This window comes from Geodermatophilus saharensis (assembly GCF_900188205.1).
Classification (GTDB): domain Bacteria; phylum Actinomycetota; class Actinomycetes; order Mycobacteriales; family Geodermatophilaceae; genus Geodermatophilus; species Geodermatophilus saharensis.
Window position 1 is genome coordinate 34359 of the sequence record NZ_FZOH01000001.1, and the last position, 20446, is coordinate 54804.

Sequence of the window (20446 nt, forward strand, 5' to 3'; positions counted from 1 at the left end):
GACCGTGAACGCATCCTCGGTCCCGACCACCCCGACACCCTCACCAGCCGCGGCAACCTGGCCAGGGCTCTAACCCAGTCCGGCCGTCCGGCAGATGCGCTACCGCTGTTCGAGCGCACGCTTGCCGACCGCGAGCGACTGCTCGGCCCCGACCACCCCGACACTTTGACTAGCTGCAACAACCTTGCCGCCGCCTATGCGGACGCCATGCAACTAGAGAAGGCGCTGGCGCTATTCGAACGCACTCTTGCCTCTCGTGAACAACTACTCGGGCCCGACCACCCCGACACCATCATCAGCCGCAACAACCTCGCCCATGCCTACTTCTCAGCAGGCCGACCAGACGCAGCAATGACGCTACTCAAGCGGAGTCTTGCCGCCCGGGAACGCGGCTTGAACCCGGACCATCCTGAGACCTTGAGCAGCCTCGAGAACCTCGCGATCATTCGCCGGAGCAGCCCTTCCCAGGAAAAACGCCGTCGGAGGTGGATACCGTCTTGGTGGCGCAAGCGGTGATCGTTTGCGGGGTCGGTGTACCGGGTCGAGGAACACCGCGCTGATCGCAGGGAGGGGGAGCCGGCGATGGGCGAGGACACCGATGGGTCAGGTGGGGTGTTCGTGTCGTGGACGCGGGCGGACACCGACCGGCACGGTCCGCTGGGCCACCTCGTGGATGCGCTGCGCGACCTCGGGGTGCCGGTGTGGGTCGACGACGCCGGTATCGGCCCGTTCGACTCCGTTCCCGACCGGGTGCGGGAAGGGCTGGCCGCCTCAAGGGTGGTGCTCGCCTGGTACTCGCACGCCTATCCGACCCGGCGCGCCTGCCGGGAGGAGCTGACCCTGGCGCTGCTGGCCGCTGAGCGGGCCGGGCAGGGTGCGGGGCGGGTGCTGGTGGTCAACCCCGAATCGGGCATGGGGCACGTGCTGGAGGGGCGGCTGCTGGAGCGCCGGTTCGCCGGCCCGGACGACCTGGCCGACCTGCCGGGTCTGGCCGCCCGAATCGCCGACCGCGTTCCGGCACACCCGGTCCCGTTTGGTGCGCTGCCGGCGCCGGGGCGGCCACGGTGGTACGGCGGGGCCGGCTGGGAGGGCAGCTCGATTCGGTTCGTGGGCCGGCTCGGCCAGTTGTGGGCGGTGCACGACCGGCTGCATCGCACGACCGGGCTGGCTGGCCCCGGTGCCGCGGGCCGGTCGGTGGCGGTCGTGTCGGGGTTCGGGGGGATGGGCAAGTCGTTGCTGGCCGCCGAGTACGCCCACCTGTTCGCCGACTGCTACCCCGGTGGGGTGGTGTGGCTGTCGGCGGCCGGCAACGACCCCACCGGCACCCCACCGAGCCCCGAGCAGACCCGCGCCGCCGCCGACACCCAGATCGCCGCGGTCGCCACCGCGCTGGAGATCGACGTGGCCGGGCTGGACCCGGACACCGTCCGGGAGCGGGTCAAGACCGCCCTCGACGAGCGAGGGCAGCCGGTGCTGTGGATCGCCGACGACCTGCCCACCGGCCTCGACGCCGCCGGCCTGGACGCCTGGCGCTGCCCCGCCGCGGTGGTGCACGAGATCATCACCACCCGCGACCGCGCCCACAGCAAGCTGGATCGGGTCGACCTTGACGAGCTTTCCGACGCCGATGCCCTGGCCCTGCTGACCCAGGGCCGCCCGCTGCTCAACGAAGAACTTGAGCAGGCCCGGCTGCTCGCCGAGGACCTGGGCCATCACCCGCTGGCCTGTGATGTCGCCGGCCTCTACCTCGCCGGCACCGGCACCACCTTCACCGCATACCGCCGGCGCCTGAACGCCGATCTGGGCCGCTTCGACCAGCTCGCCGCCCGGCTGGCCGACCAGCTGCCCGGCGGGCACGCCCGCCAGATCACCGCCACCCTCGCCACCAGCCTCAACGGCCTGGGTAAGGATGCCTGGACCCTGCTGCGCCTGACCGGCCAACTCGCCCCCACCGCCATCCCCCGCCGGCTTATTGCGGACGTGTTCGCCCGGCGGGGGGCCTCCAGCGACGCCGAGGACGGCGGCAAGGGCGGTGACGAGGCCGAGGACGCCGTCGACCGGGCGCTGCTCGACCCGCACCGGGACGGGCTGTTCAGCGCCGACCCGGCCACCCAGACAGTCCTGGTGCACGTCCTCGTGCGCGCGGCAGCCATTCTGCTGGACCCCCACCCCGACGACCAGGCACCCACCCGTGCCGCCGCGGTCACGGCCCTGCTCGACCAGTTCGGCGACGCAGCGGACGACGTCCGCCGACATCCGCCCCTCACCGACCTGGCCGCCCACGCCCGGCACCTCACCACCACATCCGAGCCCCTCCTGGACGTCGATGCCGTGAGGCTGCTCGCCCTGCTGGCCCGCTACGACCTCGAAGCCGGGCGCCCGGCCCTCGCCGCCCAGGAGTACGAGCGCACCCTCGTCCAGGTCGAACGGCTGCTCGGCCCCGACCACCCCGACACCCTCATCACCCGCGGCGACCTCGCCTTCGCCTACCAGGACGCCGGCCGGCTGGACCAGGCGCTGCCGCTCTACGAGCGCACGCTGGCCGACCGCGACCGGCTGCAAGGCCCCGACCACCCGCACACCCTGACCAGCCGCGGCAACCTCGCCGCCGCCTACCACGCCGCAGGCCGGCTGGACCAGGCGCTGCCTCTGTTCGAGCGCACGCTGGCCGACCACGAACGGCTCCTCGGCCCTGACCACCCCGCCACCCTCACCAGCCGCAACAACGTCGCCGCCGCCTACCACGACGCCGGTCGGACGACCGAAGCCCTGCCGCTGCACGAGCGCACCCTCACCGATGTCGAGCGGCTGCTCGGCCCCGACCACCCGCACACCCTGGGCAGCCGCCACAACCTCGCCTTCGCCTACCGGGCAGCCGGCCGACTGGACGAGGCGCTGCCTCTGTACGAGCGCACGCTGGCCGACCGCGAGCGGATACTCGGCCCCGACCACCCCGACACCGTGACCAGCCGCGGCAACCTCGCCCAGGGTTACGGGGCCGCCGGGCGGCTGACTGAGGCGCTGCCGCTCTACGAGCGCACGCTGGCCGACTTCAAGAGGTTGCTCGGCCCCGACCACCCCGCCACCCTCGCCAGCCGCGGAGCGCTCGCCTTCGCCTACCAGGACGCCGGCCGGCTGGACCAGGCGCTGCCGCTCTACGAGCGCACGCTGGCCGACCACGAACGGCTGCAAGGCCCCGACCACCCGCACACCCTGACCAGCCGCAGCAACGTCGCCGCCGCCTACCACGCCGCCGGCCGCCTGGACGAGGCACTGCCTCTGTTCGAGCGCACGCTGGCCGACCACGAACGGCTGCAAGGCCCCGACCACCCGCACACCCTGACCAGCCGCAGCAACGTCGCCGCCGCCTACCACGCCGCCGGCCGCCTGGACGAGGCGCTGCCGCTGTACGAGCGCACGCTGGCCGACCGCGAGCGGATTCTCGGCCCCGGCCACCCCGCCACCCTCACCAGCCGCGAAGCCCTCGCCGCCGCCTACCGCGCCGCCGGCCGGACGGACGAGGCCTCGGCGCTGTACGAGCGCAACCTCACTGAACCAGGCGGTGCACGGTGACGAAATGCAGAAGGACACTCTTTATCGCCTTACGGACCCGCGCATCGAGCCACAGGTCAGCCCCGGACCGGCACCGTCTGCCGGCCCAGTTGTGCCGGTGCCAGAGGGGGTTGGCTCCTGCCGTAGGGCCGAAGGCCCGGCTCTGCTAGTCGTTAGCGTCCTGTCGTGGCTTTCGCCCCGGTTTTCTTCGCCAAGCCCGACGCCGGGATGGCGGCACTGGAGATCGCCCCTCGGCTGGCCAGTTGGGAGGCGGCCGGGCATCCCGACCAGGTGGCGTTGCGGGCGTTCCTGGATTACGCGGAGGCGGTGTTCGCGCCGCAACTGGCCCAGCTGTCCGCACCGAGGGCGCTGCGTCTCGATGTCGGGCTGCCCCAGAACGTCGACCTCCTCGACGCGCACGATCTCGACAACTACGGCTTCCCGCTGGCCGCGCGGCTCACCCAGGCAACCGGCCGGTCGTTGGCCAGCGTGTGGGTCACCAAGCTGACCGGCACGACTTCCGTGGCGGCCGTGCAGGAGGCCGTGCCGCGCGCCACGCCGTCGATCGGCGCGCCGGTGCTGGAGGTGCGAACGACCGCCTCGGCCACCACCGCCGCGTACAAGCAGCAGATCCACGACCAGGTGCACGCCGCCTTGCCACCGACCGGCCCCGTCGCCCTGGAGTTGAGCTTCACCGTCGGTCCACGGCGGAACTGGCTGAACCTGTGGAAGCCGACCATCGATGCTCTGGATGCGCTGCTCGGCCAGGCGGTCCTCGGGCAGGCATGGCACCCCCGGGACGGGCGGATCGTGTGGTTGGGGCTGCACCAGCAGGTCGACGACACTCTCGGCGACGACGTCGTGGTCGCCATCGCGGCCACCGTGCCTAGCTGAGTCGCGTCGGTCAGAGCGCCGGTTGGGGTGCATGGCGCCGACCCAGGGGCGCTGGATCGTCATCCGCCACCGCACCGCCGCGGACTTCGCTCCGTCCTCGGCCGGGCCGTCCACGCCCTGCGTCAACTGCGGACCTGCCTGCCGGCGTCGTGACAGCGGGGTGCCACCGCCATCGCTTCAGTCACGATGCCAGCTAGCCGATGACTTCCACGACGCGCCAACGCAACTGCGGAGCGCGCCGCCGCGGGATGGCCGACCTACCCTGCGGTGCTGGATTGGCGACTGAGAGGACACTTGATGGGATTATTGCGATGGCTTCTCGGGTCGGGTAACAAGAAGCTGCCCGCGATAGAGGTGCCTCAGTCGTCCCAGTTGTGGACGCCGTGTGGGTTTTCCGTGGTCAACGTTGACACTCGAGATGCGGCATTTCTCAATGGGGCGGTCATGCCGCTCTACAAGACACGAATCCGAGAAATCGCTGATTCTCCGCACACGCCGTGGGTCTGCGGCGAGTGGCAGGAGGATAGTCGGACACGTTGTCTGGAATGCAACAAGGAGATAGCCCTGCCTCAGCATCATCATTGCTGTGGGGGGCACATCCATGTCACCAGCGGCGGATCCTGCTACTTCAAGCACATCCGGACTCACCTGAAGTTGGATGTTCCCGTCCAGCCGCTGTCCGAGCTTCTCGCTCATCGCCTGCTGCGGCCCGCCACGACGCCGGGTCCCGTCTACCAGGTGCTCAGGCGGTCCTGGTGTCAGCACTGCCACTACATCGGTCCCAGCCTCACGGTTGACCACTGGGATGGGGATCATGCCAACAACGATCCCGACAACCTGGTGACTCTCTGCGCGAACTGCCACATGATGAAGACACGTGCGAAGGGTGAAAATCGGCCGATAAGGCTCAGGCGCCGCGACGCCGACTACATGCCCGTCGGCTAAATCCTTGAAGTAGCGTTCATTGGAATGGAATCCTTCATGTGGCAGTCTGCCCGTCTCCAATAAGTGTGCATGTGGCCGTAGGGCCACCCAGTGGGAGTGGGACGCCTTCGGTCTGCCGGGACATGGGATCGGTGCCTGTTAGAACTGTGCATAGTGAGGTTCGTATGACGAATCCGGCGATTTTCCTGCAACTGGATGGTCGGCTTGAGCCGTTGATCGAGACCAGCTACGAGAATGAGCCGCTCCTACAGCAGTTGCTGCAGGACTTCCCCGACCTGATCGCCGGCGTCGCTACCACCGGCGAGGGTGGCCGACTGCTCCTCGTTCAGCGGGAGATGCCAGTCCCCGGCCCCTCTGGGGCGCTCGGGCTGAGCCTGGACCACCTATTCGTTGATCACGCCGGGGTCCCCGTCTTCGTCGAGGTGAAACGGGCCAGCGATACCCGGGCGCGTCGGGAGGTCGTGGCGCAGATGCTCGACTACGCCGCCAACGGCAGCACCCAGTGGACCGCCGACCGGCTGCGCGGTGCCGCCGAGACCACGGCCGAGGCCGCTGATGCTGCGGAGCTGCTACACGACCGGCTCGGCATCGACGACGATCCCGACGGCTTCTGGCGCACCGTCGAGGACAACCTTCGGCAGGGGCGCATGCGGCTGATTTTCTTGGCCGACCGCATCCACCCGGAGCTGATCAGCATCATCGAGTTCCTCAACGCGCAGATGCGCGACACCGAGGTGCTCGGTATCGAACTGCCGCAGTTCACCGGGGCCGGCGCCGGCACCGCCTACGTTCCACGGGTGGTCGGGCGCACCGCCGTCGCGGCCGCAACGAAGGGTGCCTACCGCGCCAAGTCCGGCCCGCGCTGGACCGAGGAGACCCTGCTGGCCGCCGCCGAGGCCGAGCGCAGCCCGGAGGAGGTGGCCTTCCTCCGGCGACTGATCCAGCACGTTCGCGACTACCACGGCCACTTTTACTGGGGCACCGGCACCGCCGCCGGGCTGACCGGCTACTACATCATCGCTGGTGTGGACACCCCGGTCTGGAACTTCAACCTGCTCAAGCGCGGGACGATGTACTTCCCGCTTCGCGACTTTCGAAGCAGGCACACCGAGGAGCGAACCGCGCAGTTCGCTCGCGCGATCGCCGGCCTCGACCGCGCCCGCGCCGATGTAGACCGGGTTCGGGACAAGGACTGGAAGGGTTGGGCGTCTTTGCCGTTGGCCGACGCGACAGCCGCTCAGGACGCTGTGGTGGCCGTCCTCGACCACGTGCTGGACGCTCCGCAGACTGCCGCACTGCCGTAACCCTGGTGGCGCCGGAGTGGCAAGACTAGGGCGGCGCGGCTGCCGTCGTCAGTCAGCGGCCGAGGAGGGCGAGCCCGGCCTCGTCCTCGTGCCGGACGCAGACACCGGGTCGATGCCTAGTGGGAGGACGCCACCAGGCTTCGGCGTGCCCCGCCGCGGACGTGACCTTCGCCAGGTGAGAGGTGCGCTGGCGCGACCGACTCGCGCGTTCGAGGGATTGCCCGGCGGTCTCGCTGGCTTGTCTGGAGGCGGCTGAACGGCGCGGTAACCATGCGACGCGCATCGGCGCAGGTCAGGGCAAATGGCGAGCAAGTCGGGCGACGTCGTCGCCCGAAGAGCACTATCCGCAATGATTGGTGCCGCCGCGTGGCATGTCGGCTGGTGGAGGCGGCGATGCGTACCCTCCGTATCTCAATGGTTGCGTAAGGGGTCGCAGCCGACGTCGATGGAGCGCAGACATGGCACGCGGGCACCTGTGCAGGTTGTGCGAGACCTACACCGTTCAGCCGCTGAGCACGAACCGGTCCAAGTGCTCGAAGTGCGGCACCGTCTATCCCAACGACGTACTCGGCCGCTGACGGCATCTAAGGAGGGAACGCCGGCCTTCCGTGCCCTCCCGATGAAGGCTGGATGGATGGCTTCAGCTCTCCTCCGATGTGGTTGGCCACCCCAGGCGTGACACCCGCCCGGACGCCTTACGACCGGGCCGGGCACGCTGGGGTCAGGCGCCCGCGGCCGGCTCGTCGTTGGCTTCCCACCTGAGCAGCTGCGCACGCTCGGCGTAGTAGACGTTGTCGGCCACATCGACCAATCCGGTAAGCCGTGCGGCGAGTTCCACGATGGCGCCGTGGGGCATTGTCCCGAGGGTGCTCGACGGGGAGGCGGTCAGCCGGACACTGGCCCCGACGGCGGTCTGAATGCGCAGCCAGACGTTGCGGTAGGTACCGCTGTAGCCGTCCCCGCTCTCGGCGACGATGCCCCGGACGCGCACCCGCTCCCGGCTGATCGCGGCGGTGTGCAGCCGCTTGCGACTGCGGATGAGCTCCAGGTCTCGCGCGGGCATGGTTTCTCCGTTCGTCCCCGGGATCTCCCCGGCTGTGGACGACGGTGACGAGCGGTCCGGGCGGCGCAATCAGGTCCGAGCGGAGGGCCCCGGGAGGTGGGCGACCGCTGCGCGGAGGTCCAGCACGGCGAGCGTCACGCGATCGCGCATCACCGACCAGGCCGCCGTCCAGTCGCACGGGGGACCGGCGACGCCGAGTTCGTTGAGCGCGGCGATGGCGTCGTGGGCCTGGTGGGCGTGCTGTTGCCCGGTCCGGGTTCGGCGCACGGCCTCCAGCACCTTCAGCGCGGGGCTGGTGTCTCCGGCGTCGTCCTCGTCCAGGTGGGCGGCCAGGTAGGCGCCAAGCCGTTGCAGGGGATGGCCGCCGCCGGCGCCCGGTACTCCCGGGACGTCCCAGTTCTTGATCAGGTCCATCAGAGCGCTGCACCGGCCGCGGAACTCGTCCTCGTTGCCCGCCTCGAAGGCCAGGCTGGTGGCGCCGGCCAGATCACTGACCTCCCGCTGCAGGCGCTTGCCCGTGTGCAGCTGCCAGGTGACGTCGAGGTAGCCGAGCGCGGTGGCGAGGCTCACGGGGCTGGATAGAACTCGCGGCGGCAGAGCCGTCAGCGCCGGCGTGAGGTACGTCCGCACGGTGGCCAGGTACTGGTCGACGCTCCCGATCCCGGCGTAGATGCGGATGTCGGGGTCCAGTTCCATGCGCCAGTTGCCGCCCTGGTCGAGACCGCGTGATCCGACGCCCTGCAGCGGTTCGTCGGTCACGACCTCATACAGGCGATTGACCTCGTCGAGCGGAGTCCGGATGCGCTCGGCCAGGGTGTTGCTGATCAGCGTGAGCGGCGTCGAACTGAGGGGGTGAAGCTCAGTGTCGCGCTCGACTTCGGCCGCGGTGCGCAGTAGATCGAGGAAGAGGTTGACCCTGGCGTTGCACCGGGGGAGGCGATGTTGGCGGGCGAGCCCGGAGACGGTCAGCCGCACCCGGCTTTCCGGGCTGGGCGGCGTCGCCCACCACTCGTAGGCCACGTCCGCGTAGCTGAGGGTGTTGTGCCGTCGGGTGCCGATGGTCGGGAACGAGGCGAGCGTCTCAAGCGGGTCCAAGCCCATTCGGCGCAGCTGGTGATTGACCCACCGGTAGGTCGGCCACGCGTCACGCTCCACCCAGACCGAGATCAGAGCGTCAGCGAGCGTCTGTTGTGCATCAGTCCAGGGGTCCCCGAAGGCCCGCAGCTCGGTCATACCGCTCCCTCTTCACGCCGGGCCGGAGGTGTCTGCATTCTCAGACACCCGCTCAGGGGCCCGTCGTTCGGGTGGCCTCGTGGGCTCGGCCCGGTGGCCCTCCGTCGGCTGCGGCCGTTCCCGGGGGTGTGCCCTGGTAGGTCGGGAAGGCGCTGTCGAGGAAGCTGCGTATGGCGGCGGGCTCCGGGTTAGGTTCCCAGCCGACACGGCGTAGATCGCGGAGCGCTTGCCGGAGGCTGGCGCGGCCGAGAAGTGCGAAACCGGCGTCGTCGCCGTGGCGGAGGCAGACGCGGTCGGCGGCCTGGAAGGTGATGCTGCTGGCCGTCAGGTCGGGCAGTTGGCCAAGTCCGGCGTGTCTCAGCAGCCTGGTGAGGGATCCGTCCGCGGAGGCGCTGGCGTCCTCGCTGCCCGGAGCCTTCTTGCCGTTGTAGGTGAGCGGACGGGGGGCCAGTCCGGCGGTGATGCGTTGTTCGGCGTGTCGGGCGAGGATGGGTTGCTGCCAGTCGTCGAGCGGCAGGCGGCGGCGGTCGCGGTCGCGGTAGCCGGGGGCCCAGAACCATTCGGGCTTGGCCGGATCACTCAAATCGTCGAGCATGACCGCGGTGGTTTCGCCGGGGGTCGCGCCGGCTTCGGCGAGCACGTAGCGGGCGGCGGCGAGCAGATCCCGGTGCTTGCCGGTCTGCGTCAGGTGGTGCACGAGCAGGCGCAGCAGAAGCCGCTCGTCGTCCTCGAGCGGGCGGCCCCGGGACAGCCATGTGCGCCGCCCGAGGCGTGGTACACGCTTGGGTTGGAGCGCGTCCCGGGGGGATCGGCCGTGCAGCAACGCGTGTGTGGCCAGCAGCGCGCCGGCCAGGTTGCGGTAGGCGTGCAGGCGGTGCGCCACGTCCTCGTCGTGCTCGGCGTTCAGGCTGGTGGCGCCGGACAGGGCCAGCAGCACGTCGGTCAGGTGTTCGGCCAACGCGTGCGGCGCACGCAGGCCGCGCCGGGCTGCCTCCTCGGTGAGCCTGTGAAGCGGCTGGAGGAAGGAGGGCAGGTCCTCCTCGGCAAGGAGTGAGTGCTCCACCCAGTACCGGCCGGCGCGATCGGCCAGTTCCCGCAGCCGTGCCGGCCCCTCGGCATCATTCCCCGGCGAGCCGGCCGTGGTCACCGGGTCCCCAGGCCCGCTGCGACGGGCGGGGATGCCACGGGTGCCATGCGTAGGGATGGCGCTGCCAGGTGCGGGCATTGGTGACCCGGCCGAAGCTGAAGTGGTCCAGCAACTGCAGATTCGGGTGGAGGTGCGAGGCGCGGCCGTAGTGGGCCATTCCGCTCTTGGTGACGTTGTTCTCGGTTTCCGAGGTGCTCCGGCGACCGTGTGTGGGCTGGAACTGGGCGATGGCGCGGGGTAATGGCCGTATGTGGGCGATCAGGCTGCGGTCGGTGAGTTCATCCTCCGGCGTAGGGCCGGTGTCGGCCGGCGCCCAGAGCTTCTCGAGCACCCAGTCCCCGCAGTCGCAAGGAATGCGCCACTGCGTGCGCCGAGCCCATGCGCCGGTGCGTGTGCGCTCGCGAGTGGAATGCAGCGTCTCGCACAGGTCACCCTTGTTGCCATTCTCGTCTTCGAGAAAGAGCGCTTCGTCGTCGAGAATAAGCCGCTCTTGGTGGAGAATGTGGTGGCCCACCTGATGCGGCTCGGTGAATCGGCGCCAGGCGCTGTCGATCACGTCGTAGCCGCCGGTGGTCTTGTAGATGCTCATGCCCGGGGGCAGATGCCCGGCCGCCAGTTTCTCGCCGGCGAAGTGGGCCACCGCAAGGTCCAGCGCGCGCCCGGTTAGCGTCCGACGTCGGGTCAAGGCGGCCTCGGCTTGTGCCTTGCGGATCAGCCAGCGCAGGGTGGAGTCCTCCCTGTCCCTCAGCGCGCGAGCGATGGCCTTGTTGACCACCTCGATGCCGTAGAGGGCCATCAGATGCGCCAAGATCCAGCCGGAGACGGCACGGTCGTAGACGAGCGTGTGCAGGCCGTCGCCGGCCTCGGCGGCGAGGATCTCCACCATCGGCACGACGCACAGCGATTCGCCGCCCAGTGTCATGTCGAGGGCGAGCACGATGCATCCATTCTCGGTCCAGGTGTAGAGGGTGACGAAGTTGATCCCTGGGTCGCGTTTGCCGTCCGCGCCCCGGTGGCGCTGGGTGTTCTGCACGCGGACGCGGCGGGGATCACGGGCGCGGCTTCCCACCGGAACCTGGGCTCCGGTGATGGGATCCTCAACCCAGGCAATGTTGCTGTACGGCAGGAAGATGGTTCCGTCACCGAACGCGAGATGCGCGGGGTCGGGATGGGCCCAGTCGGGTACGGCCCCGGGCCGCAGGTTGCCGTGCCGGCGGCTGTGGCGGACCTCAACATGGACGAAACCGCTTCAGCATCTCGGCGAGGGCGTCTTCGTCCGCGGCCAGGCGCGTGGCTACTTCGGCGATCTGGTCGGGCCGCGGGGCCGTGCGGGGTACCCGGCGCCCGGTGATCGTGGTGTAGGCGTTGCGGCCCGCGCGGTTGAGGTCGTCGTCGTGCTCGAGCAGCAGCGGCACCCCGGCGTCGGATTGCACGATCCGCCCGGCCTGCCACCAGGCGAACAGGTAGTCGGTGGGGTACTCCCACGACGGTCCGCCGCGGCCGGTCTTGCGGCAGACCCAGTCGAGGATGTCCTTGTCCTCGTAGCAGCCCGGGTAGGCCATGAGGTCGGCGATCAGCTCGCGGGCCACAGGCTTCGCCGACGGTTGTCCGAGCGGTCGGGTTTCCGGTGCGTAGGGCATGGCTTCTCCTTGCCGTGCGCGGCGACGTGGCCGCGGCCGGCGGTGGTAGTGGGACCCGATTCGGGAGACGGCTGAGGCGCCTATGCCCGGGTCGGTGGCGATGAGGGGTGGCCGTCGCGCGCCGTCGTGGCCGCCGACGGCCCCGGGACGTCGTCTGCGAGCATCTGGGCGTAGGCGCGCGCGTCCGGGGTGAGCTGGTACCGCCCCGGGCGCGCGCTGTGTGTCCCGCCGAGATCGGTGAGCCGCTTCAGGACCTTGCGCACGCTCTCCCGGTTCGCTGGTTCACCGAGGTCGTCGAGCTCGTCGGCCAGCTCGGCGGGGCTGAACACGCGGGGTGGTCCGTCCGTCCGCGACGTGGCCAGCAGGTGCTGCCACACCCGGCGTTGGCTGGGACCCACCAGCCTGTCGGCGATGTCCGCGACTGACGTCGGTGGCAGCGTGGCCCGGGGAAGAGGCGGTGTCCGCGTCCGGCGGCGACCGAGGAACCCTCCGGTCGCGCCGAGGCCCAGGACCTTGCGCATTGAATCGGTCACCACCGGTGGCAGGAGTGCCTCGATCTCCGCAGGTGCAACGCCTTCAAGCACGAGAAGGTTGGCCAGGCCTGCGACCTTTCGGCGTAAGACGCGCACCGCCTCCTCCCGTACGCCGAGCTCGTCGGCGCTCACCTGCAGCCAGTCCTTGACTAGGGAGACCTGGACCGGGCTGTCGTCCGGGCTCACCGCCGGCACCGCCACCGACGTCGCGGACACTCGGGTGCGGGCACATGCCAGCGCGGCGGACACCGCAGCTGGCCAAGCCGCTGTCGACTTGCTCGCTGCGCGATCGTTCCCGGCCTAGCCGGGGACGGTGAATCAGCGGGATGGAGAATCTGAGTTGAGGACATGCCGAAATGACCCTTCCCCGCGCGGAGCGCGTGAGGGCCCAGGCGTCGGCCTCAGTCGCTAGACTGGCGCCGCACCGAGGGGCTCGAGTGGTCTGGTCGGTGTAGGTCGCCGGTCGAGCTGCCATCTCGGCCGGCGGCGTCATGTGGTCAGGTGGCTATACGCATCGCCTCCCGATCGGGTGCCGTTTCCACGTCGCCGTGGCCGTTGCCAGCAACAGCAAGGCCGTGCTCGTCGGCGGCCAGAAGCTCCCAAGTGTTGGCTGTCGGCGAGAAGCGGTGGCCGACGTGGGCGGCCCATCCCCTCTCTGTCATGCGTCTGAGTGTCGTGCCGACCGTGTCGTCCCGGCTCTTCTTCCGTTTGCCCGTCAGACTGCCCGGCGGGTCGTTGTAGAGCAGGGGCACCAGATCCTGGATTCGCCACGACCGCTGCGGCTCCCTGCACATGATCCTCGCGATCCGGACCGGCTTGGGCTCGTCGGCTGCTGGTGTTGCCGCGGTGGGCGGTCGCGCGTCCGCGCTGTCGGGCGTGGTTGACGGCGGGGCAAGGTCTGAAGTCAGCGACTCCCTACCTGGCCCGCCGTCAGGTCCTGTTGACGGCTTGTCGCTGTCGGTGTGCCCGACGATGCGTACGGCGTCCACGTGCAGGGGGGAGTCGTTGGACTGGGCGAAATCGACGAACAGAGCGATCGCGTGGCGGCCGTCCTCGACCCGCGCATGCTCGGCCTCCAGGTCGGCCAGCTGTCGGGCTACCTTGTCGGCCTCTGCGGACAGCCGAGCCTTCTCAGCCTCGTAGTAGGCCTTCTCCTTCGCGTAGAAGGCCTCGACTTGCGGTACCAGATCCTTCGCGACCACGTCGCGCATGCGGGGAGGGTAGACCTGCCCCGGTCGTATGTCAGCGGACGTCAGCGTCCTGTTCGCCGCTGCCAGCGCCAATGCTGCGGTCGTCATCTGCGGTCAACCTCAGCGTCAGCGGGCCGCGCACACCACGGCGCTGGGCGCGGTTCCGCAGTGCTGGGAGGCGAGTCGGGTGGGCACGTCAAGATGTCCCTGCCGGAATGCACCCCAGCTGGATCGTGCCAGCCGGCGTCTCACGGCCCAGCGCAACAGGTGGAGTACGGGCCTCGGCGTCAGCTCCGGCCGTCGGTGAAGCCGTGGGTGCGAGGACGCCCCGGCCGTCGCGGACTCGGGCGGCTCGTCGTGCGGGGCAGCGCGTCCAGGTGGTGCAGCAACGCACTCATGACGGTCTCACCCATCCATCGCTCCCCGAGTAGGCAACGGCTCCACACCGAGGACGAGACCCCGAACGCGGCGGCGTCCCGAGTGCCCGACCGCGGCGGCCGGCGCGCCCGCCAGGCAAGGGCGAGGGCGTGCTGGCCCTGCGCGATCTTCGCCGACACCACATCGCCGCCGTCCGGGATGTGGAAGCGCGCCATCGGGTTTTCGCCGAAGTCGCTCGGGTCGACCGCATAGTCACGCGGCAGCAGTTGGCGGCGCCGGTCGGCGTGGTTGCCTCCAGGTCGGTTCATGGCCCGGGCGGTGCCGGACCCACCGCGGCCGGCAGTCGGCTGCGGAGGGCGTCACTCGAACGGCGGACTTACGCCCGGGCTTGCCCGGCGATGGCCGGGCAATGGGGCCGGTTCCTGCTTGCTCCGGTGCGGCCTGGCTGCGCAGATCGGCCGCGGCGCCGCTGATCCGCAGCGGCCGGAGGAGAGGACAAGCGCATGACGGACACCCCGCCGAGCGGCGGAGCGACCGAGGAGCCGGGCGCGGCCGAGCAGCCGACGGGACCGGGCGACGCCGGCTCCGAGGCGCGCGTCGAGGAGCAGGCCCCGACCGCGGCCGACGCCGACCGCGTGGCCGACGAGCCCGCGCCGACGGCGCCGGCGGCCCCCGAGCCACCGCCCGCGGGCGCGGGCGAGCGCGGGCAGCGGCGCATCACCCGGGAGACCCACAACACCACGACCCGCTCGCAGAGCCAGACGACCACCCACGAGACCAGCACCACGGTGGAGGACATCGCCGTGGCGCCGCCGGTGTACGCCGCACCGGTGGGTGAGCACCCGCGGCCGGTCGGCTGATGAACGCGTCGGCGGCGGTCAGCGCGCCCGCCCCCTGGTGGCGGGCGTACCCGGAGATCTGGCGCGCCGAGATCGAGGCGCTGACCGTCGCCGGCGCCTCCTGGGGCGAGGAGCCCCCGGGGGCACCGGACGGCGGTCCCACACCGGCCGTGGACGCGCCCGAGCCGCTGACCCTGCGGCTGCGGTGGCCGCACCCCGCCCCCCAGCCCGGCGACCCCGCCGCGCTCACGCTGCTGGCCACCTTCGCCGCCCACCACCCGTGGTTCCCCCCGAGGGTGCGGCTCCCCGAGCCGCTGGCCGGCCTGCGGCGGCACCGCAACCCGGTCGACGGCGGCCTGTGCCTGCTGGCCAGCGACGACGACTGGCGGCCCGGCACCACGCTGGCGCAGCTGCTGAGCGAGCAGCTGCCGCGGCTGCTGGCGGCCGGCCGCGACCCGGGTACCGACGCGGCGACGCTCGCTTTGGAGGCGGGCGCGGAGGCGGCCTGGACGCGGGTGCGGCTGGCCTGGGGCGGGCTGCTGGTCGACTCAGCCTGCGCCCCGCCGGCCGAGGTGCCCGGTGGCTGGGCCGATCTGGTCCGGATCAGCGGAACCGTCGCTCCGGTCTCGGCGCTCGTCACCCTCCTGGACCCCGAGCACCGTGTGTTGTGGGAGAGCCGCGCGTTCGGGCTACGGCAGGCCGCCCGCGTCCGCTGGGCGCGCCTGCCCGGCCTGCCGCCGGAGGCCGCCGACACCGGCGAGCTGTGGCGCCGCGCCACCGAGCGGCTGGTCGGCCTCGGCGCCGAGCAGACGCGCTGCGACGAGCCGAACGCCGTAGTCGTCTTGGTGCCCAGCGAGGGCGCGGGGCGGCGTTCCTGCGAGGAGTGGCTGCTGCTCACCCGCGGCGTGCTGCGCGGGGAGGGGCCGAAGGCCGCGGTGGCGCCGGCCGAGCCGGAGGACCTGGACGGTTCCGACCAGCCGGACGGGCCGGGGCAGCAGGCGCCGGCCGGCGAGCAGCTGGCCCTTTTCGGCGACGCCGACCTGCCCCAGCCGCCCACGGACACCGGGCCGGCCGATCCCGTCGCCGACGCGCTGCGGGTCCGGGTGCGCCGCGGCTACCCCGCCGGCCGGGACGACCTCACCGCCCGCCTGCCCGGCGCGCCCGGCCACCTCGCCGGGACCACGGTCAGCGTGGTCGGCGTCGGCGCGCTCGGCGGCCCGCTCGCGCTCGAGCTGGCCCGCGCCGGCGTCGGGCGGCTGCACCTGGTCGACGGGGATCTGCACGACCCGGCCACCGGGGCTCGCCAGCTGCTGACCATCCGCGACGCCGGCAGCCCGAAGGCGCTGGCGCTCGCACTGCGGATCCTGGACACCAACCCCCATGTGCAGCTCACCGTCGGGCTGCGTCCCCTGGGCGGCGACGACGGCACCGAGCTGGCCGGGCTCGCCGCCAGCGACCTGGTCATCGACGGCACCGCCAACCAGGCCGCGACCCGGTTCCTCGCCGCCCACCTCCGAGTCTCCGGCACGCCCCTGGTGATCGCCGCGGCGACCGCCGGCGGCTGGGGCGGCACCATAACCACGCTGCCCTCATCCGGCGGCGGCTGCTGGGAGTGCCTGCAGTGGCACCGGGCCGACCGCACGGTGCCCTGGCCGCCGGCCCGCCCAGACGGGGCGCTCACCCCGGTCGGGTGCTCGCACCCGACCTACGTCGGCGGCTGGTTCGACCTCGGCGCGATCGCGCTGCAGGCCACCCGCACCGCGCTGGCGGTGCTCGCCGCCGGCCCGGCGGACACGCCGCCGGCGGCGCGCTTCGGCGACGTGCAGGTCCTGACGCAGTACCGGCGCGGCCGCCCGGTCCACCCGCGCTGGCAGACCCGGCCGCTGGCCGTCCATCCCGCCTGCCCGCTGCACCCGCCGCCCGCCGACCGGCCGGCGGCGGCAGGACACGCGAGCCCCGGCGCGGGCGCCGATGCCTGACCCGAGCGCCCGCCGATGGCCGCCCCGGCGCTGCGGACCCGCACTCGCAGCGGGCACCACCTCCCTGCCGGACACGCACGCCTGCACCGCCCGCCGGCGACAGCGACGCCCGCCGCGCGCCGGGAAGGCCGGTAGATGCCCCGCCGCGTGACCCAGCCCAGCCGCAGTACGCCACCCCGCTCGGCCCCGCTGAGCCTCGACGTCGCCCTGACCGCGGTGCTGGCCTCCTGGCACTCCGAGGGCCTGCACAGCGAACAGACCGTCGCCCGGGTGGGGGAGACCGCGGCCCGCTTCACCGCCCGGCTGCAGGCCAGCGGGGTGGCCACCTTCGCCGACGTGACCCCGGCCGACGCCGCCGGCTTCATCGACGCCCGCACCCGCGCCGGCGCGTCGCCGGAACTGGCCACCCGGCACGCCCGCCGCACCGCCGTGCGCATGCTGTACCGGACGCTGCGCGCCCTGGGGCAGCCCGTCGGCGACCCCACCCTGGACCTGCGGCTGCCCCCACGGGGACTGCTCGCTGCGCGCCCGCTGACCGACGACGAGGTCATGCTCTGCCGCGCCACCGCCCAGCTGGGCTGGCCGACCGCGGCGCGGCTGCGGGCGGTGGTCTGGGCGCTCGGTGAGAGCGGCGCGGTCACCAGCGAGATCACCACGCTCACCGTTGCCGACCTCGACGACCCGGCCGCGCCGACCACCGTGCGGCTGCCCGGCACCGCCCGGCACGATCCCCGCTCCGGGGACCTCAGCCCGTGGGGCGCGCGCCTGCTGGCCCGGCACGCCGCGGACCTGACCAGCCGCGGTGCCACGCCGGCCACCCCGTTGGCCTACGCCGGCGCCGCACCGCGCGGCGGGGCGAAGGCGCAGGCCGCCGCCTGCAACGCCATCCGCACCGTGCTGGACCGGGCCGGCTTCGGCGACGACGCCGACGTGCGCCCGGCCAGCCTGCGCAACTGGGCCGGCCGCCGGCTCTACGACGCCGGCGCTCCGCTGGAGCAGGTGGCCCGCGCGCTGGGGCACCGGTCGCTGGACGCCTGCGCCGAGGACATCGCGCTGACCTGGCGGGAGGACACCCGGTGAGCCGGCTGCGGGCGCTGCCCGCGCCGCGCCGGCTGTCGACCGCCGAGCAGATCGAGGCGGTGTTCGCCCACCCCGCGCTGTACGAGCTCGCCCAGGTCATTCCGCGTCCGCCGGTGGGCCGCCCTCCGGCCAACCCCGCCTACGTGGTGCTCGCCTACGGCGTGCTGGCCCGGCTGTTCCGCTCCGGCATCCGGGTGCAGGCCGAACTAGCCCACCCCACGACCTGGCGGCTGGTGCACGACACCGTCGCCCGCGCCGCCGCCCGGCTGCCCGAGAGCCTGGTGCCGCGGCTGCCCGGCGATCGGCCGGCCACGTTCGAGGCCTTCCGCAACGCCCGCGACCGCTATCTCACCGCCCCCGACCTCGCCGCCGAGCTGCGCCAACGGTTCATCACCGGCGCCGTGCGGCAGGCCCACGACCTCGGGCTGCTGGACCCCAACGGGCCCGGCTCTCTGTCCCACCCGGACCGCTCCCGCACCATCTACGGCGACGGCACCGTCGTGCGCCCGCTGTACCGGCCACCGGCCGCCCGGCGGAAGACCGACCCGAGGACGGGCGAGACCCGCGTGGTCTACCTGGATGCTGCCGGTGACCCGATCGACGCCCCGACCCGCCGCTTCGACCCCGATGTCGCCGAGTACCACGGCCACACCGGCAGCGTCACCGGGCAGAACTTCGTCGCCCTCTACGTCCGCGGTGATGCGCCGCAGCAGCGGGTCGTGCTCGCCGTCGACCGCGTGCCCCGGCCCGGTCAGGAAGCCGACACCGCGGTCGAGCTGATCAAGCAGGTGCACGCCGTGGCCGGCGGCGGGATCCAGGCCGTCGCCTACGACGGGGCGTTCCAGGGCCCGCAGATCGAAGAGATCATGACCCGCACCGGCCTGATCGTGATCAACAAGGTCGCCGCGGCGCCGCAGAGCAGCGAACAGAAGCAGCGCAGCGGCGGCGCGAAGGTTCCCCGCTGGTTCCCGCTCGGGGTGTGGGAGCACGACACCGACGCCGGCGCCTGCGGGCACACGCTGGCCGCGGTGAACGGTGCGGTCAGCGAGATCGGCCTGGACGAGGCCGGCGAGCCGGTGGTGCTGGTGCGGCTGGACCGCCTCCAGGTCAAGCGCTCCCGTCGGGCGACCGGCCTCTACCACTTCAACGTCGCCTACCGGGTGCCCTGCCCGGCCGGTGCGTTCACCGCATGGATCACTCCGCACGGCGAGGCCGGCGACGCCGACCACCGCCGCGCCGGCCATGTCCGCGTCGTCGCCGAAGGCGAGCCCGAGTTCACCAAGCTCTACGGGCTCAGGAACGACGCCGAGAGCTGGAACTCGATGTTCAAGCGGAGCCTGCTGGTCGATCGGGCGATGTCACTCGGCGGAGCGCGGCAACTGGTCGACGTGCTCTGCTTCGCCCTGCTGCACAACGCCACGACGGCTCACCAGGCGACGCTGTCGAGGAAGAACCGCCCGGGCCTGACGCGGACCGCCTACTGACCGAGCTGACCGCCGCCCTCGGGCTGGCCTGTTTGCCGAGGGTCGACCGGCGGCCCGGCGGACCGGGCTCCGGCGGCCGCCCGGTTCTCGTGCCCGGCGGCCGCTCCGCGGTTCCTCCCGGGGCTGGCCGGAGGCTCGGACTCACCGATCCGGCCGGCTGGCGCCTGTCGTGCTGGTCAGTTTCGAAGCCAGGTCCACAGGGCGACGTCCAGCACCCGCAGCGGCACCGAGTCGCAGCGCACTCCGTGAGCCGTCCGCACCTGCTCGGCAAGCTCGTCGATCCGGTCGACGAGCTCGCGATCCCTCATCAGACAGGCGAACACCTGCCAGTCCACCCGGCGGTCACCCAGGCGGCGGCGAGACGTGCCGAACAGCCCCAGCCCCTTGCAGACGACGTTGTCCCGCACCGGGAACAGCCGCGGCCGCTTACGCGCACACAGCTTGGCCGCGGTCACCCACGGGTTCGACTCCGACGCCCAGGGGTCTCGACAGGCCGCCTGGATGGGCTGCGACAGCGCCTCCATCGCGAGGAACGTGGTCCAGTCTGCGGTCGCGAGGTCGGCGGTCGGCTCGAGGCGCGCCAGGGCCGCCTTGATGTCCGCGCGGGTGTCCTCATCGTCGAGCAGACGGCGGGTAGTCAACGCGTTGACCGGAGCGTTCAGCACGGTCAGCGCGTGCAGGTCCGCCGCGGTCACCGTCGTGGGCGCGACGGGGGACAGCTCGAGGAAGGTGGTGCCCGCGCCTCGCCCGGCGGGGTCGTAGTGCGCGGCCAGCCGCTGGGTGGCCGGCCGGGCGGAGTCGTCGCTGAGCGCCGCCCGGGCGATCCGGAGCGCCTCCTCAATCTCGTCGCCGTAGGGGCGGGGCCAGTCGTCGGGAACGTCTGGAGGCGGCTCGCAGGTCACGGAGGCGGACGGTAGCGCCCCGAGTTGGAGGACTTGTGCAAGCGCGCGACATCGCGGAGCCGGCCCGCGCCGCACGCCCGAGGTGGAAGATGATGCCCACCGCGCCGGCGGCGATCGACTCGCCCGCGGGGTGGGTGGCGGCGCACCGCCCGCCGGACGCACCTGATCACCGCGGACACCGGTGCGGCCGGAGACGATCCTGGCCCTGAAGACGGGTCCGGGATGGGCCCACCCGAGCCGCGACCAGTGGGGCTCCGGGCCGCCCGCGCGGCGAACGGTGCAG

18 protein-coding genes are annotated in these 20446 nt (G+C 72.1%); 9 read left to right on the forward strand and 9 right to left on the reverse strand.

Annotated features, from left to right (window positions below; genetic code table 11):
- From CHC04_RS24425 to CHC04_RS00195, 5 genes are all read left to right on the forward strand, one after another.
- Positions 1 to 516: tetratricopeptide repeat protein (locus CHC04_RS24425; protein ID WP_217897114.1), on the forward strand; the 516-nt coding region annotated here is incomplete at its 5' end.
- A 102-nt stretch (positions 517 to 618) separates the two neighbouring features.
- Positions 619 to 3573, forward strand: a complete 2955-nt coding sequence (locus CHC04_RS25160) for a tetratricopeptide repeat protein (protein WP_176449773.1) — start codon at positions 619 to 621, stop codon at positions 3571 to 3573.
- A 165-nt stretch (positions 3574 to 3738) separates the two neighbouring features.
- On the forward strand, positions 3739 to 4446 hold the full coding sequence (locus CHC04_RS00190) for a hypothetical protein (RefSeq protein ID WP_176449774.1): 708 nt from the start codon (positions 3739 to 3741) through the stop codon (positions 4444 to 4446).
- Between the two features lie 444 nt (positions 4447 to 4890).
- Complete coding sequence (locus CHC04_RS23345; protein WP_176449775.1) at positions 4891 to 5391, forward strand: HNH endonuclease signature motif containing protein; 501 nt, start codon at positions 4891 to 4893, stop codon at positions 5389 to 5391.
- A gap of 164 nt (positions 5392 to 5555) precedes the next feature.
- Positions 5556 to 6695, forward strand: a complete 1140-nt coding sequence (locus CHC04_RS00195) for a PDDEXK family nuclease (RefSeq protein WP_089401923.1) — start codon at positions 5556 to 5558, stop codon at positions 6693 to 6695.
- Positions 6696 to 7416: 721 nt separating this feature from the next.
- Here CHC04_RS00195 and CHC04_RS00200 read toward each other — a convergent pair.
- The 8 genes from CHC04_RS00200 to CHC04_RS00235 form a co-directional block, all read right to left on the reverse strand.
- Positions 7417 to 7758: a hypothetical protein gene (locus CHC04_RS00200; protein ID WP_089401924.1), complete on the reverse strand. Its 342-nt coding sequence runs from the start codon at positions 7756 to 7758 to the stop codon at positions 7417 to 7419.
- 69 nt (positions 7759 to 7827) lie between these two features.
- Positions 7828 to 8991 carry a hypothetical protein gene (locus tag CHC04_RS00205; protein WP_089401925.1) on the reverse strand — a complete coding sequence of 388 codons (1164 nt, stop codon included), beginning with the start codon at positions 8989 to 8991 and terminating at the stop codon, positions 7828 to 7830.
- 52 nt (positions 8992 to 9043) lie between these two features.
- Positions 9044 to 10138, reverse strand: coding sequence for a hypothetical protein (locus tag CHC04_RS00210; RefSeq protein WP_089401926.1), 1095 nt, complete (start codon positions 10136 to 10138; stop codon positions 9044 to 9046).
- Complete coding sequence (locus CHC04_RS00215; protein ID WP_089401927.1) at positions 10110 to 11171, reverse strand: hypothetical protein; 1062 nt, start codon at positions 11169 to 11171, stop codon at positions 10110 to 10112. Before CHC04_RS00215 ends, CHC04_RS00210 begins: the two co-directional genes overlap by 29 nt.
- A 196-nt stretch (positions 11172 to 11367) precedes the next feature.
- Positions 11368 to 11778, reverse strand: coding sequence for a hypothetical protein (locus CHC04_RS00220; protein WP_141233655.1), 411 nt, complete (start codon positions 11776 to 11778; stop codon positions 11368 to 11370).
- An 80-nt stretch (positions 11779 to 11858) separates the two neighbouring features.
- Positions 11859 to 12497, reverse strand: a complete 639-nt coding sequence (locus tag CHC04_RS00225; RefSeq protein ID WP_141233656.1) for a hypothetical protein — start codon at positions 12495 to 12497, stop codon at positions 11859 to 11861.
- Positions 12498 to 12808: 311 nt separating this feature from the next.
- The gene (locus tag CHC04_RS00230) at positions 12809 to 13522 is read right to left on the reverse strand and encodes a hypothetical protein (protein ID WP_089401930.1); all 714 of its coding nucleotides are present in this window, start codon (positions 13520 to 13522) and stop codon (positions 12809 to 12811) included.
- A 266-nt stretch (positions 13523 to 13788) separates the two neighbouring features.
- Positions 13789 to 14187: a hypothetical protein gene (locus CHC04_RS00235; protein WP_141233657.1), complete on the reverse strand. Its 399-nt coding sequence runs from the start codon at positions 14185 to 14187 to the stop codon at positions 13789 to 13791.
- 195 nt (positions 14188 to 14382) lie between these two features.
- Between CHC04_RS00235 and CHC04_RS00240 the strand changes: the two genes are divergently transcribed.
- From CHC04_RS00240 to CHC04_RS00255, 4 genes are all read left to right on the forward strand, one after another.
- Complete coding sequence (locus CHC04_RS00240; protein WP_089401932.1) at positions 14383 to 14739, forward strand: hypothetical protein; 357 nt, start codon at positions 14383 to 14385, stop codon at positions 14737 to 14739.
- Positions 14739 to 16697, forward strand: coding sequence for a HesA/MoeB/ThiF family protein (locus CHC04_RS00245; protein WP_089401933.1), 1959 nt, complete (start codon positions 14739 to 14741; stop codon positions 16695 to 16697). The genes CHC04_RS00240 and CHC04_RS00245 overlap by 1 nt, the downstream gene beginning before the upstream one ends.
- A 147-nt stretch (positions 16698 to 16844) precedes the next feature.
- Positions 16845 to 17777, forward strand: a complete 933-nt coding sequence (locus tag CHC04_RS00250) for a tyrosine-type recombinase/integrase (protein ID WP_176449776.1) — start codon at positions 16845 to 16847, stop codon at positions 17775 to 17777.
- Positions 17774 to 19261: a hypothetical protein gene (locus CHC04_RS00255; protein WP_089401935.1), complete on the forward strand. Its 1488-nt coding sequence runs from the start codon at positions 17774 to 17776 to the stop codon at positions 19259 to 19261. The genes CHC04_RS00250 and CHC04_RS00255 overlap by 4 nt, the downstream gene beginning before the upstream one ends.
- 176 nt (positions 19262 to 19437) lie before the next feature.
- On the opposite strand, the gene CHC04_RS00260 is transcribed toward CHC04_RS00255, so the two are convergent.
- Positions 19438 to 20163 (reverse strand): DUF6308 family protein, encoded by a 726-nt coding sequence (locus tag CHC04_RS00260; RefSeq protein ID WP_089401936.1) that lies wholly within the window; start codon positions 20161 to 20163, stop codon positions 19438 to 19440.
- Positions 20164 to 20446 lie beyond the last annotated feature (283 nt).

Coding starts and splice junctions, on each gene's coding strand:
- CHC04_RS00200 (WP_089401924.1), bottom strand. CDS start 7,758: ATGCCCGCGCGAGACCTGGAGCTCATCCGCAGTCGCAAGCGGCTGCAC.
- CHC04_RS00220 (WP_141233655.1), bottom strand. CDS start 11,778: ATGCCCTACGCACCGGAAACCCGACCGCTCGGACAACCGTCGGCGAAG.
- CHC04_RS00195 (WP_089401923.1), top strand. CDS start 5,556: ATGACGAATCCGGCGATTTTCCTGCAACTGGATGGTCGGCTTGAGCCG.
- CHC04_RS23345 (WP_176449775.1), top strand. CDS start 4,891: ATGCCGCTCTACAAGACACGAATCCGAGAAATCGCTGATTCTCCGCAC.
- CHC04_RS00240 (WP_089401932.1), top strand. CDS start 14,383: ATGACGGACACCCCGCCGAGCGGCGGAGCGACCGAGGAGCCGGGCGCG.
- CHC04_RS00235 (WP_141233657.1), bottom strand. CDS start 14,187: ATGAACCGACCTGGAGGCAACCACGCCGACCGGCGCCGCCAACTGCTG.
- CHC04_RS00245 (WP_089401933.1), top strand. CDS start 14,739: ATGAACGCGTCGGCGGCGGTCAGCGCGCCCGCCCCCTGGTGGCGGGCG.
- CHC04_RS00230 (WP_089401930.1), bottom strand. CDS start 13,522: ATGCGCGACGTGGTCGCGAAGGATCTGGTACCGCAAGTCGAGGCCTTC.
- CHC04_RS00205 (WP_089401925.1), bottom strand. CDS start 8,991: ATGACCGAGCTGCGGGCCTTCGGGGACCCCTGGACTGATGCACAACAG.